Origin of the sequence: Sphingobium amiense (genome assembly GCF_003967075.1) — a bacterium.
GTDB lineage: Bacteria > Pseudomonadota > Alphaproteobacteria > Sphingomonadales > Sphingomonadaceae > Sphingobium > Sphingobium amiense.
The window spans coordinates 3,135,681-3,148,043 of record NZ_AP018664.1; the positions used below are offsets into that span (position 1 = coordinate 3,135,681).

The window sequence follows — 12,363 nt, forward strand, 5'->3', positions numbered from 1 at the left end:
GAGCGGATAGGAGCGGGAATCGCCTTGGACTTGGTGGGACTGCGCTGGATGGCGGCTGACGAAGTCTGGCCGATTCTCGTCCATGACGCCGAGGACCGGCTCTTGCTTCGCCGGCCGCCAGGCGCGGACATCCACAACTGGCGTTTCGATATTCCGGTATTTGTCTCTGCCCGGTCTGCGCCCGCAGGCGTGCCAGATCGGGCCGCGCTGGTGGCAGCTGCCGACCTGCAGCCGGACATGGCCAGCTTGGCCCTCGAAACGAACGCTGCCATCATTCTCTTCACGGGCGAGGCGGACATTGCCGGGTTCCACCTGATGGCGGATGGCGCCACACACCGTCGCCGGATTCTTGTGCTTCCGGACGAGAGCGGTGCGCGGTCCGCGAGATCGGCAGCGGCTGAGTGCAAGCGCGTCGCGATCGTTGGCGCGGGTTCTATCGGTTCCAAGCTCGCCGAATCGCTGGTCCGATCCGGCCTCGGCCTCCTGACGCTAATCGACGGCGACGTACTCCTCCCCGACAATCTCGAGCGGCACGCGCTCGAGTGGCGCGACGTAGGGTTCCGCAAAGTCAATGGCCTCAAGCGCCGCCTTCTTGCCATCGCGCCCGGCGCCGACATCCGCGTGGTCGACAGCAATCTCAACTGGCAGCGATCGGCCAAATCACACGCTTGGCAGGTCGAGGCCGTTGCCGATTGCAGTGTCATCGTCGACGCCACCGGCGATCCGGCAACTGCGCTCTTCCTCGGTGCTCTTGCCGACGCGAACGAGCGCCCGTTCGTGTCAGTCGAGGTCTTCGAGGGCGGGCTTGGCGCGCTTGTGGCGACGGCGCTGCCCGAACGAGATCCGCCGTTCGTCGATGGGCGGGCGACCTTTCTCGCCTGGTGCGATGAGCAAGGCGTGGCCCCGCCAGAGCCCGGTCCCCGGCGCTACGAGATGCTCGCCGGCGACGGTGCGCCGATCGTTGCGGACGATGCCGCAGTCACCATGACCGCCGGGCATGCGGCGCGCGTCGTCCTAGACATCCTCGACGGAGCGCCCGCTCCGCCCGACTCCGCTTGGCTCCTTCTCGGTTACAGCAGGCACTGGCTGTTCGACGGCCATGGTCACACGATCCGGCTGAGCGTCGGCGAACGGTGTCCGGGCACCAGCGGAGAGGATGTCGAGGCCCGGGCCTTCGCACTCGATTTATTCAAGGAATGGCTCGATGCGGCTAAGGCTGCCGGTTGATCAGACCGCCAGGCTCGTCGCGGCGCTGGAGAAGGCCGGCAAGCGCGAGATCGGCGGACAGCTGTTCGGTGAGCAGCTTGCGCCGTCCGATTTCGACGTGACCGAGCTCACCATCCAGGCGCGTCGCGGGAGCTTCGCGCGCTTTATGGTCGACCTGCTGCAGGCCGCACGCGATGCGATGCACTTTTTCGATCGCACCGAGCATCGCTATACACGCTACAATTACATTGGCGAATGGCACAGCCATCCGAGCTTCGCGGTGCATCCAAGCGGCACGGACCTCGCGACGATGCGGGCGCTGGTGGGTGACGCCCGCTTCGCCGGCAGCTTCGCGGTGCTAATGATCGTTCGGCTTGACGGCGACACACTTTCGGCGGCCAGCTGGGTGTTTGATCCGCAGGGCAATGAATTCGAGGCCAATCTGGAGATGGATGTTGTCTGATAAACCTCCCGCGCCGGCCCTGACCGATGCCCGCGGCATGGGGGGCGTGATCGCCCAAGGCGGTTTCGACTATCAGCTTTGGGACGGCCTCGCGCGGTTACCCGCATGGCTCGCCAACCCAGCCTTCGAGGAAATAATCTTCGAAGGACTTGAAGATCTGGAAGCCCGCTTCTTCGCACCCCAGTCTCCCCGCCATCGTCTGCTCGAACGCTATCAGGCTAAGGCCGGCGCGCTTTCGCCAAGCGAGGTCCGCGACGTACTCAAGACCTTTCACGGCTTCGAAGAGCGGTTTCCCAACGCGACGCGCGTCCACGCGTTGGTCACGCCGCGGTTGCCGCCAACACTCGCTTGGCTCGCTCGGGACCCGCTTCGCGTACGCCGGGCACGGCCCTTCTATGCGCCTTTCGCGGACATCATGGCGGCGAGCGATGCGGCACTACGTCATAGTCTTGTCGAAACTTATGGCCTGGAACTCGGTGAATTCGTCGCGTCCGCGGTCGAAGTGAGTGAGCGCAGCCTGCCCGACGCCGCCACCGCGCTCGCCACCTTCGGCGCCGCGCTCGACCAAGCCTTCCCGGCACTGGAAGCACCGTCCCGCAGAGTTGCCGACACGTTCGAGGTGCTATCCTCCCTCGCACGCCATTCGCTTGGCACCCCGCTCGGCCGTTCAGACCTAAGAAGAGCGATGGAGCAGGCGTTGGGCAAGCCGCTTCCACTCGGGCAAGCTTGTGCGCTCCACATCCGATCCGATCGCAACGAAGCCGATGAGACCGCGCTGGAATTGGACGCGAGCCAGTTCTCGGGCGGCGATGCCGGCTTCCCTCCCCCGGACATCTGGGCCGAGAAGCTGCTTGGTCCGCTTGACCGCGCGGCGCGATGGCTGCGCGGTCATGCTATTTCGAGAGTCGCGTTGAGCGGTTCCTACCGGCTCAGCACAGCACTAGCGGTCGGCTGGTCGTTACGGTCCACTCAGGGTTTCGAGCTCGAAATCCAGACACGCGCCGGCAGCTGGTCGACCGACGATCGCCCTACGACTGGCGAGCCTGCACCGCCGTGGCGTATCCAGGAGCCCTCTCGACTGGAAGGCGACGCCCTCATCGTCGCGGTCGGGGTGCTGCGCGACCCGTCCACCGACCTTGAGGCCTCAGCGGGAATCGCTGCGGAGGCGGTGCTGGGCCTTCATATACCCGAGGCGATAGCCTCGGGTAGAGCGGCGCAGGCGAGTGTTTCGCTAGTCAAGCGGACGGTAGATACGGCTGTCGCGCGGCTCGGTGCACGACGGATACGGCTCTATCTGGCCGGCCCCGCAGCCTTTGCCGTCGCGCTTGGCCACCGCTGGAACGCGATGCCGCCCACCCAGCTTCACGAATATGTGACGAGCGAACGGCACTATGAGCCAACTGCGCTCTTGTGATCAGGATCGGCGGACGAGATCTCGACCCATGCCATATAGCTCGCTCGCCCACTCGGTCTCCTGCGAACGCCCGGGTGGCGGACGTGCAAATGAAAGACGGGAGGGTTTCACACGACGCAAAAAATGCGGCTAGACAACCGCTATGGCCGCGGAGATTGCCATCCCAATGGCAAGGCCGTTAGCGTCAATGGACTCGCTGAGCGGCGAAAACTATCGTCCGCCGTGATGTTCCACCTCCATTGCACCAAAAAGCTACTTGATCGGATCAAACCAGAAATCGCTGTGCCGGGGCAAAGCGACACGGCGCTGGGCAACTGGTACGCCACCGTCCTGTTCTGGAAGCCGCAAGTAGCTTTGCTGGTTTCTGAGCGCACGCTGCTTCCCGTGCTCATGCCGCTAACTCCAGCGGCCACGCTCGCTCGACGCTTCCCGGCGCAGCTGGCGCTGGTCCTGAAAGAGCACGGCGCCCCAAGCGAATTCATTGCACAGGAAGTCTGGCGGATGGACAAGGTCCAGTACGCCAAGACGGCGAACCGGAGCGTCGTGGGTATCCTCAATGAGTTCGTTCGCCAGGCCGAGTTCTGGCTGGCCGCCTATGCCTATGAAAAAGGCGATGATGATGACCTCCTGGCGATTTCGGCCAAGCTAGCAGAGACACCATGTAGCCCGCTGTACAAGGGCGCAATTTCGCCAGACAAAGCTCTTCATGAACTAGTTCGAGCGGGTGTGCAGGCATAGCCCTGCTGGCAGTTCACTCAGTTCGGCGGTCTGAGAGCGCTTGGCCCCCTACACCGGGCTTCTGCCGTCAGGCGGGATCGGCGGGCAAGTCGACAACGCGGTAAACAGCCCCCGATCCAGCATCACGGACGAGGTCAACGTGCTCCCCGTTCCAGTAGTAGTCGAGGTGTCGCCTCTGCACGGGATCCGACGCGCAGTCGGGGTAGAATAGCGCGATACATTCGCCACCAGCATGCCGAATGCTCGGGTAGATAATGCCGTCAGATCCCGCGCTCCTGAGGCTCGTAGCGAGAGCTTGAGATGCCGCGTAGCTGTCAGAATCCAGCGCTGGTGCCGGTTCCGCCGCTGAAGATCGGAGATCATGCAGGTCAGCATCGACTGACATGATGATTTCGCGGAACTGCGAGGTCCAGCCAGGTGCTTCCTTCGTCCGCGCCATGAAGCGGGCATGATGGTGGATCGTCTCAAACAGCGCAGTTTCGAACCGGTCGCCGACGTAGAGCACGCCGTAACTGCCATCGGTGAATCGGCTTGGGCGGTCAGTGCTGACATGTGTGAACGGCGCCATCAGATAGGAAGCGCCGTAGCCCCCGACCCGCCGGTCAACTGGAACAAGGTCAAGGTTGCCAATTGTCGCCATTATGCGGGGGTTGGTCTTCTGCTCGGCAGAGATCAGCAGCGGCCAGTCGGCTGGATCAGCGATGTCATCGAACAGGTCGATCGGCGGAAAGGCGCTGCGGATGATCCTGACAGCGCCCTTCCACCCAACTCGAGAAACGGGGATATCCGCTATTCCGCTCACCAGCCACTGCGCTCGGCGTCAAGGTAGCGACGCACCCGCATGATGTCAGTGAGTTCGCCCCCGAGCATCACGTCAAGGGCGCTGGAGCCCCCGAAGGCATCATTTGCTGCCCTGATCCAGGCATAGCCACGGGTCGCCTCCGAGAAGACGATCCGGAGTGCCTTGTGGATGCCCATGAGGTTGGAGAGACGCGCACGCCCATCGCGCGAAACGCGCCCGGGACCTTCCGCCTTCCATCGGCGATAGGAGCGCACCGGCATGTCGAGCAAGGTTGCCGCCTGCTCGTCGGCCAGCTCCCATTTGCCGAACAGATTGAGGACTCCCCGGAACATGGCAGCTGCCTCGTCCTGGGTAATCGGATCGGGCCGGAAGGCGGTAGCGGCGGTATCAACGGGTTGCAAAGCCAGCATGGCGCTTCTCCATATGGCATCATATACGGTGTTTAATGCCATTTGGCAAGGAGCTATGCCGATGATGCCAGTCTGGCAATCACGCTCGCTGCGCCTTCGATCGGCACGAAAAGCCGGGTCTGGTAGCGGATGATCTCGGTGAAGCAGCCTTGGGCCTTGTACCAGTCGAGGCGGGCTACGCTCCAACCGGTGAGCTCAATTCGCTGTGAGCCGTTGACCAGGCTGCGCTTGACCATGAGCTGCTCGCGTCCCGCAAATTCCACAGCCCGGCCAGTAGCTAGAACGGTCTGCACGATTTCATCGGAGGACAGCGTCAGCTCGCGTTCCAGACCCAGCGCTCGGCACAGTTCGGGCACGCAATGGGCGGGAACCTCCCGGCCGAGGAGCGAACGGCCATCCACTGCCGAGATACGGCTGACTTTAACGAAATCCGATGGCAGCTTGTCCCAGACCGGAAGCAGGAGACCTGTCGCGAGATAGAGGCGCTCGCGCTTGTGGCTGTTCCTCGCCTCTCCCACCTCGGCGACCCAGGCCTCGCGGAAAACGTCGACGGAGATCACCTCCCAGCTGCTCTCGGCCAGCTGATCTTCGGTGATGTGGCTGCGCTTGAGGGGGCGCAGCAATTCGAAGCGGGTCACGCGCATACCGTCATCGGCAAGGATGCTTCGGGCGGGCACCAGTAAGGCGACTCGACCTGAGCGGGCGTTCCGAACCGGGCGCTGCCGCTGCCCGGTGATGCCGTGAATCTCCTCGAGCCGCGTCAGCGTGAGCGGCTTCAGGGCCCTGGCGATTTCCAGTTCGAGGAGATGGGTCGTCGCGCCCGATGCCGGATCGGTGCGCAGCAGCATGTCGGACAGGACCGTGAAGTCCTCGACTGCAATCGTCTCGAGGCCGAGATCGAGCGTGCCGGCCTGCCGGGCGGCATCGATGCGCGCTTCGACCAGCCCCATGAACTCGTCGAAGATCGCGTTCTGCAAGGCAATCGGGAGCGCAAGAATGCGGTTGAGCCACCGCTGGATCGACGGCAGGTCGTCGACCATCGAACCATCAGGCGCTTCGATCCGGAGACCTGTCAGCTCCTGAAAGCGCCCGAGACTGACGGCTTCAAGCTTGCCGGTGAACAACAGGCCGAACCAGCGATGGAGCGCCTCCTTGGCGTAGATGCTTTCGAGATTGTCGGCAGGATCGAAGAGGTTCTGGCCACCGGTCTGGCGCTGCCCGCGGGTCAGAGCGCCCAGGCTGTCGAGGCGCCGAGCGATCGTCGAGATGAAGCGGCGCTCGCCGCGCACATCTGTCGTCACGGGCCTGAACAGCGGGGCCGATGCCTGATTGGTGCGGTTGGTCCGGCCGAGCCCCTGGATTGCGGCGTCAGCCCGCCAGCCCGGCTCGAGCAGGAAGTGGACGCGGCGAGCCTGGTTCTTCGCGGCGAGATCGGCATGGTAGCTGCGCCCGGTTCCTCCGGCATCGGAGAACACCAGGATGCGCTTGGCACCGTCCATGAATGCCTGTGTTTCCGCCACATTGGCGCGCGGCGAGCGGGATTGGAGTTTCTGGCGACCATCACGGCCGACGATCAGCCGGCGCGTGCGGCCAGTGACTTCCGCCACCTCGTCGACCCCGAAGCGTTCGATGATGGCATCGAGCGCAGTGGCAATCGGCGGCAAGGCGCAAAGCTGCTCGATCATCCGGTCGCGCGCGGCGAGTGCCGATCGGCAAAGTACTGGCGCCCCGAGCTCGTCGCTCATCGGCTCGGAGCGAGGATTGCCGTTTTCGTCGGTGAAGACGGCCATAAGCCGGACTGGAAAGCTCTTGGCCAGATAGTCGATCACATATTCTTTGCAGTCGCAGTTTATGTCGAGCGTGGTGGCGGGAGGCGCAGGTTTCCTTCGGTTTTCCATGATTTCACTCCAGATAATTGCCTGACAAGGTTGAATGCTGGGGCCGTTAGGATTGTCGGCACCGCTGGAATGGTGCAGGTTGTAGAAGATCCCCGAGGCAGTCGTTCGTCGCTTTCAATTGAGGTCCCGATGCAAGGCTGTCCGCCATGGAGATATGCCATGCCGAGCAAACTGCCCAAGCGCCCCATTATCGTTTTTCTCGCAGGGATTTTTCTGGGCTTGCCCGGCGTCGCATGTGCAGTGACATTGACGTCATTAAAAGGCATGGATCTCGAAGGAAGCTATGGCTCGTATGCGCCGCGTGCCGATTGCTCCCGAGGGGCGAGCCTTGAGATCAACGAAACCGGTTTTACTTTCAAAGCGTCTGGTCAGACTGTAAAAAGCACCCGGTTTGAGTACGCGGCTTCGTTTCTTGGCCCGACCTATGAAGGCATTAGCGCGGTCTTTTTTCCTTTTCCTGTCAATGCCAACGATTTCGGACGCGTGATCTTGACGGTCAATGACGACGAAAAGCGAGGCGTAGTCCGCCTTGAAGCAGACGTCGCGCCGGGACAGCGCCTGGATCCGTTCAAGTCAGCGCTCGTGTCGCAATCCCCATTGCTCTTGTGCAATGGGTCTGGGCTGGCATCTGCTGCTTCAAAAGCACCGCTGCAAGCAAGGCCAGTCTTGGGAAAACCGACGCCGCTAACCTGGACCAATCTTGCCAGTTCCGTAGGGAAATTCCAAAGTGATTCCGATCCCAACGGAATAGATCTTTTGACAAGTGGTCCGATAGCTGACGCGATACGTTCGCGTTTGGGCCGCAAAATAGACCTGCTGGCCAGCAATCTTTCGGCGATATCCGGTCTCCAGCGACAAGGGTTTCTCTATTGGGTTACCGGAAATGCGCCGCATCAAGGCGGTGTAGAGCAAGCCTATGTTTTGCTTGATGCAAATCGCCGTGCTGTTCAAATTGGCCTTTGGGAAAAGGGAAAGTTGACGGTCTATGCGCCTCAAGGAGGCCGCTTGCCCGTGCCCCAGGACATTGCTCGCCTGCTTATGGACAGCCCACCTGAGGACGCAGTGCCGCTGCCTGGGACTGCTTGGGAGGTCGTGCCGGTCCAAGGTCGCGCCCCAATGGCCTATGTAGATGTAGCTGCTTCGCCAAACATCAAGTCGTTTAGCCTGTTTTGTGAAGGCAACCGCCCCATGATGGCCATGCTCCTTAACAAGCCCGCGACGGTGCCGCGCGTTACGGTTACATGGAATTTTGCTGGTCGATTAATTGACATTCCGACCGGCCGCGCTAACGCTCAGAGCACGTTTTGGCAGGCCAACCTCACTGGTTCCCAACTCATTCCGATGCTTCTCCGTCAAAACGGTTCGGTTATGCTGCGCATCAACGGCCGCCTCGAAGGCGAAGCTTTGTTGGCGGGAGCGCCACTGGCGCTTCGGACTGCGATGCGGAACTGTGTCAAATTTTGACATGACCTCCTGCACGTATTTCCTGAAGCATTGATAGTAGATCGTCGCTTTGCGGCTTGAAGCGCCCGGGCCTGATGGCAGGGGCGCCGTGCGCCGCGAGAATTTGCAGCTTTTCCTCGGGATCGGCGCGCAAATAGGTCTCAGTGCTCTGGATGCTGGCGTGCCCGAGCCATAATGCGACCTTGCGAATGTCCCCGGTCGCCGCGAGCGTGTGCATTGCGCAGGAATGGCGCAGCACGTGCGGTGTTACGCGCTTGCCAAGGATCGACGGCTGCTTCTCTGCCGCGCGCTTGACGTGCTCCGCCAAACGGAACGCAAATCCGTCGCGGGTCATGGGTTGCCCGCTGGCATTGAGGAATATCTCGACAGCTTGCGCATCGGGGCGGATCGCAAGCCACGCGCGCAATGCGAACTGAGTCTCCTTCCAGAGCGGGAGGACCCGTTCACGCCGTCCCTTGCCCATGATGTGCACGGTGGACAGGAAGCGGTCCGGGAAATCGCGCAGTTGTAGCGTTACGAGTTCCGACACCCTCAGCCCGCCAGCATAGGCCAGATGCAGCATTGCGCGATCGCGGGTGCCAAGGCGTGTCCGGGGATCCGGGGCGTCGAGCAAAGCCTTGATCTCTGCCCGGTCGAGGTAGTCGATCAGCGCCTTGTCGGTCTTCTTGGTAGGGATCGATCTGACGCGAAGGGCCTGATCCAGGCAGGCCGGAATACGATACTCGATGTAGCGGAAGAAGGACCGGATCGCGGCGAGCCTGCCATTGCGGGTCCGAACACAGCTGCCGCGACCGTTCTCGACATGGTCAAGGAAGGCCATGATCATGTCGGTGCCGAGATCCTCGATCTCGAGATCGGTCGGCCGACGCTTCAGCCGATCGGCAGCGAACTGGACCAGGAGGACAAAGCAGTTGGCATAGGTCTTCACCGTGTGCGGACTGACAGCACGTTCGCGCGGCAGATGTTCACGCAGGTAGATCGAGAGATGCGGAGCGAGTGCCGTCATGCCGCTTCTCCCCGGTAAAGTTGCTCGCTGGCGACAGCGATATCGCGCAGCAGCACCGGAGTGGCCTCGAGATACCAATAGGTGTTGGCGACCGACGCATGCCCCAGATATACGCTGAGTCCGGCCATGTGGTGTGCGATGGCTTCCCTGTCGCGCGGACAGGACTCAAGGGAACGCACGGCGAAAGTGTGCCGCAGGTCGTGTAACCGCATCCCGGCCGTTCCGGTCGGTCCGCGGTATCCGAGCTGCCGGGCCAGCCTGACGAACACCACGTGGGCGCGCACCTTGTGTGGTGCTCTCCCCCGAATGGTCACGAACAGGTCATTGCCCGTGGCGCCAAGCCTTGCTCGGGTGGCGAGATATGCTTCGAGCGCCTGACGGGTCGATGGCTGCAAGGTAATCAGCCGCTGCTTGCCGAACTTGCCGTTGCGGACGATCAGGCCATCCTCGACCAGATCGTTGCATTGAAGAGCGAGGGCCTCGGAAATCCGGAGACCTGTCGCCGCCAGCAAGCCGAACAAATAATGGTACGTGTATGGGCTGATCGTGTCTTGGGACGCAACGTCCAACGCCGCGGTCATGATCGCCCGGACCTGTTCCGGTTCGATGATGGTCGGGGTCGGGCGTGGCCGCTTGCCCCGACCGAAGACACCGACAGGCGGAACCTCGTAAACTGGATCATCGGCTTGGATAAAGCGGCTGAAGTTGCGAACGGTATCAAACCTCCGGCGGGCCACATTTTGCGAACTCGCCGTGTGGCACCAGTCGTAGATCCGCTGGACTTGGATGTGCCGGTCGCCGAATCCTTCGGCGTAGGCGGCGTACAGGCGCAGCATGCGTTCCTGTTCAGAGAACTTCCGCCCGAGGCTGCGATGCAGCGCCACGTATCTGGAAATGTGGATGTTCAGCATGACTGTTCTCCCGGCCAGGGCTGCGCGATCTTCATGAGCATCGGCAGATCGACCTTGGCGTAGATGGCAGTGGTCTCGGGCGAGCTGTGACGCAGGATGGTCCCGACGGACTCCAGGCCTGCGCCTGCGCGCAGCAGGTTGGTGGCAAGCGAATGCCGGAATATGTGTGACCCGGTCGGCACTCCTTCGATCCCACCGCGGTCGCGCGTACGAGCGACGATGCCCGCGATCTCAGCGGACGAGCGGAATGGCCGAAACGGTGCTTGTGCACGCAGGAACAGATGCTTTTCGGCGGTCTTCGGGCGGGCTGCCGCAAGATATGCCAGGATCGCGTCGCCAACATCCTGCGGCAATGGCAGGCGGTCCGGTCGACGCGTCTTGCCCTTGACCGTCAGGTGGCCAGATCGCCAGTCGATGTCGTCGAGACGCATGTCCTGAATATCAGCAGCCCGCAGGCCGAGCCTGGCGAGCAGGAGAATGATGGCCTTGTCCCGGACTTCCACCGGACGATCTGTCGGACAGGCCGCAATGATCCTCTCGATCGTTGCCGGGTCGACATGGCGCGGCAGCGTCGAAAGGCGGTAGCGCTGCACTGATGGAACTGCATGCAATAAAGCCGGCCGGCACTCGCCGCGCACGACCAGAAACCGGATGTAGCTCCTCATTATCGTGACGAGCAGCGATGCCGACCCCGGCGTCTCCTTGCTTCGTCGTTGGAATGCGCTCCTGAGTCCGGCGGCATCCCATTGCGCAGGCTCGCCCAGCATTGGCATGAGCCGTCTGATATCAGTCCGGTAGCGCCGGATCGTCTCGTCCGTGGCGCCGCGGTGTTGCTTGAGCCATGCCAAGTAAGCCGACATGTGCGGGTCATCGTCCGCCACCGGTTCAACCAATGGGATGGCGCCCCGGCCTCGCAGGAACTCGACGAAGTGCCGTGCGCATCGCCGCCGCCGCTTGGTGCCCGTTGCGACCAGCTTGCCCCGCTTGCGCCAGACCGGGCATCGGCAATCATGCGCTGCATAGTGGTCGATGATCGCGTCATCGATCTCGATCCATTGGCGCCGCGCCATGCGAAGCCAGGCCACGAAATGCTCGGCCTCGGACCGATAGGCCTGTGCCGGTCCCTCGGCAAGTTGCAGGCGATCGATCGCATCGGAATAGTCGGCGAGGTGCCGTGGCAGATCGTCGATCCCGTCGTCGACTTCGACGTAGCCTTGATCTTCCAGGAACCGGACGAAGCGCCTGACCCTTGCTGCTTGGTCAGCCTTGTAGTGCGCTTGCTGCGCCGAATACCGGTGGCACCGGCACCCATGCTTCTCGAACCGCCGGACAGCCCGATCGTCAATCGTGCGGATCGCGATCTTATGCAGGCCCAGCCAATGCAGGAAATGGCGGACCGCCGCGCCATACAGAACCGCACAGCCTGACTTCTCGTCGAGCGACAGAGAGGAGAGGAATGCGGTGAGAAGGGCGCCGTGACTGGGCGGGTCTTCGACCCGGAGCGGGGCCGCTCGAAACGGCAATGATGATCTTGATCGCATGTTGGTTCCTTCGACTTGTTGAGGTCGAGGGAACCGTAATTATCTGGAGTGAAATCATGGAAAACCGAAGGAAACCTGCGCCTCCCGCCACCACGCTCGACATAAACTGCGACTGCAAAGAAGCGATCTAATGTTGAGCTCAACATTACACGTATTCCCGCGGGGACAGATCAATCTCCAGCGCTTCGCGTTCCTCGTCCGAGAGGTCAGCAAGCCGGCGGTTGAGCATGGCTTCGGCGGTCGAGACCAATTGGACGACTACAGCGCTTCCGTGGGCAAGCGCGTTGTCGATGGCTGGCAACAGGCTCGGCAGCTTCATCGACAGAAGCAGCTGCGCGAAGAAGCGCTGCTTGGTTCCCTCGAAGATCGACAGCGCTGCGGACTTGGCCCCGGAGTTGAGCGTGCCCCCGGTCTCGCTGTCGACGATCCGCGTGGCTTCCAGCGCGTCGCGCAGGTTGGCGTGGATGATCGCTTATCGCGAGGTCGCGATAATGCGCAGGAGCGCGGCGC

General features: G+C 62.3%; 11 protein-coding genes and 1 pseudogene. 5 read left to right on the top strand and 7 right to left on the bottom strand.

Annotated features, from left to right (window positions below):
• The first annotated feature begins 315 nt into the window (after positions 1 to 315).
• From SAMIE_RS23805 to SAMIE_RS15245, 4 genes are all read left to right on the top strand, one after another.
• Positions 316 to 1,227: a HesA/MoeB/ThiF family protein gene (locus tag SAMIE_RS23805; protein ID WP_232037430.1), complete on the top strand. Its 912-nt coding sequence runs from the start codon at positions 316 to 318 to the stop codon at positions 1,225 to 1,227.
• The gene (locus SAMIE_RS15235; RefSeq protein ID WP_066704120.1) at positions 1,205 to 1,669 is read left to right on the top strand and encodes a Mov34/MPN/PAD-1 family protein; all 465 of its coding nucleotides are present in this window, start codon (positions 1,205 to 1,207) and stop codon (positions 1,667 to 1,669) included. The genes SAMIE_RS23805 and SAMIE_RS15235 overlap by 23 nt, the downstream gene beginning before the upstream one ends.
• Entirely contained in the window at positions 1,659 to 3,083 is a 1,425-nt protein-coding gene (locus SAMIE_RS15240) for an SAVED domain-containing protein (RefSeq protein WP_126516869.1), read from the top strand. The genes SAMIE_RS15235 and SAMIE_RS15240 overlap by 11 nt, the downstream gene beginning before the upstream one ends.
• Before the next feature lie 123 nt (positions 3,084 to 3,206).
• On the top strand, positions 3,207 to 3,821 hold the full coding sequence (locus tag SAMIE_RS15245) for a DUF6933 domain-containing protein (RefSeq protein WP_232037275.1): 615 nt from the start codon (positions 3,207 to 3,209) through the stop codon (positions 3,819 to 3,821).
• Positions 3,822 to 3,888: 67 nt separating this feature from the next.
• Here the strand turns inward: SAMIE_RS15245 and SAMIE_RS15250 are convergent, their stop codons facing one another.
• The 3 genes from SAMIE_RS15250 to SAMIE_RS15260 are packed head-to-tail and all read right to left on the bottom strand — an operon-like array spanning position 3,889 to position 6,778.
• On the bottom strand, positions 3,889 to 4,623 hold the full coding sequence (locus SAMIE_RS15250) for an RES family NAD+ phosphorylase (protein ID WP_066704115.1): 735 nt from the start codon (positions 4,621 to 4,623) through the stop codon (positions 3,889 to 3,891).
• Complete coding sequence (locus SAMIE_RS15255) at positions 4,620 to 5,033, bottom strand: MbcA/ParS/Xre antitoxin family protein (RefSeq protein ID WP_066704113.1); 414 nt, start codon at positions 5,031 to 5,033, stop codon at positions 4,620 to 4,622. The genes SAMIE_RS15250 and SAMIE_RS15255 overlap by 4 nt, the downstream gene beginning before the upstream one ends.
• A gap of 53 nt (positions 5,034 to 5,086) precedes the next feature.
• Positions 5,087 to 6,778: a strawberry notch C-terminal domain-containing protein gene (locus tag SAMIE_RS15260; RefSeq protein ID WP_232037431.1), complete on the bottom strand. Its 1,692-nt coding sequence runs from the start codon at positions 6,776 to 6,778 to the stop codon at positions 5,087 to 5,089.
• A 312-nt stretch (positions 6,779 to 7,090) separates the two neighbouring features.
• Between SAMIE_RS15260 and SAMIE_RS15265 the strand changes: the two genes are divergently transcribed.
• A complete protein-coding gene (locus SAMIE_RS15265; protein ID WP_232037276.1) occupies positions 7,091 to 8,395 on the top strand; it encodes a hypothetical protein in 1,305 nt (434 codons plus the stop codon).
• Here SAMIE_RS15265 and SAMIE_RS15270 read toward each other — a convergent pair.
• The 4 genes and pseudogenes from SAMIE_RS15270 to SAMIE_RS24155 all read right to left on the bottom strand — a co-directional run.
• Complete coding sequence (locus SAMIE_RS15270) at positions 8,385 to 9,401, bottom strand: tyrosine-type recombinase/integrase (protein WP_126516871.1); 1,017 nt, start codon at positions 9,399 to 9,401, stop codon at positions 8,385 to 8,387. The two genes, SAMIE_RS15265 and SAMIE_RS15270, sit on opposite strands and share 11 nt — an antisense overlap.
• The gene (locus SAMIE_RS15275; protein ID WP_007015935.1) at positions 9,398 to 10,312 is read right to left on the bottom strand and encodes a tyrosine-type recombinase/integrase; all 915 of its coding nucleotides are present in this window, start codon (positions 10,310 to 10,312) and stop codon (positions 9,398 to 9,400) included. Before SAMIE_RS15275 ends, SAMIE_RS15270 begins: the two co-directional genes overlap by 4 nt.
• Positions 10,306 to 11,853 carry a tyrosine-type recombinase/integrase gene (locus tag SAMIE_RS15280; RefSeq protein ID WP_016510927.1) on the bottom strand — a complete coding sequence of 516 codons (1,548 nt, stop codon included), beginning with the start codon at positions 11,851 to 11,853 and terminating at the stop codon, positions 10,306 to 10,308. The genes SAMIE_RS15275 and SAMIE_RS15280 overlap by 7 nt, the downstream gene beginning before the upstream one ends.
• 145 nt (positions 11,854 to 11,998) lie before the next feature.
• Positions 11,999 to 12,325, bottom strand: a pseudogene (locus tag SAMIE_RS24155) (strawberry notch-like NTP hydrolase domain-containing protein); the annotation flags it as partial.
• Positions 12,326 to 12,363 lie beyond the last annotated feature (38 nt).

Excerpts from the sequence above, each read along its gene's own strand:
- SAMIE_RS23805 (WP_232037430.1), top strand. The coding sequence starts at position 316 with ATGGCGGATGGCGCCACACACCGTCGCCGGATTCTTGTGCTTCCGGAC.
- SAMIE_RS15235 (WP_066704120.1), top strand. The coding sequence starts at position 1,205 with ATGCGGCTAAGGCTGCCGGTTGATCAGACCGCCAGGCTCGTCGCGGCG.
- SAMIE_RS15240 (WP_126516869.1), top strand. The coding sequence starts at position 1,659 with ATGTTGTCTGATAAACCTCCCGCGCCGGCCCTGACCGATGCCCGCGGC.
- SAMIE_RS15245 (WP_232037275.1), top strand. The coding sequence starts at position 3,207 with ATGCGGCTAGACAACCGCTATGGCCGCGGAGATTGCCATCCCAATGGC.
- SAMIE_RS15255 (WP_066704113.1), bottom strand. The coding sequence starts at position 5,033 with ATGCTGGCTTTGCAACCCGTTGATACCGCCGCTACCGCCTTCCGGCCC.
- SAMIE_RS15260 (WP_232037431.1), bottom strand. The coding sequence starts at position 6,778 with ATGAGCGACGAGCTCGGGGCGCCAGTACTTTGCCGATCGGCACTCGCC.
- SAMIE_RS15265 (WP_232037276.1), top strand. The coding sequence starts at position 7,091 with ATGCCGAGCAAACTGCCCAAGCGCCCCATTATCGTTTTTCTCGCAGGG.
- SAMIE_RS15270 (WP_126516871.1), bottom strand. The coding sequence starts at position 9,401 with ATGACGGCACTCGCTCCGCATCTCTCGATCTACCTGCGTGAACATCTG.
- SAMIE_RS15275 (WP_007015935.1), bottom strand. The coding sequence starts at position 10,312 with ATGCTGAACATCCACATTTCCAGATACGTGGCGCTGCATCGCAGCCTC.
- SAMIE_RS15280 (WP_016510927.1), bottom strand. The coding sequence starts at position 11,853 with ATGCGATCAAGATCATCATTGCCGTTTCGAGCGGCCCCGCTCCGGGTC.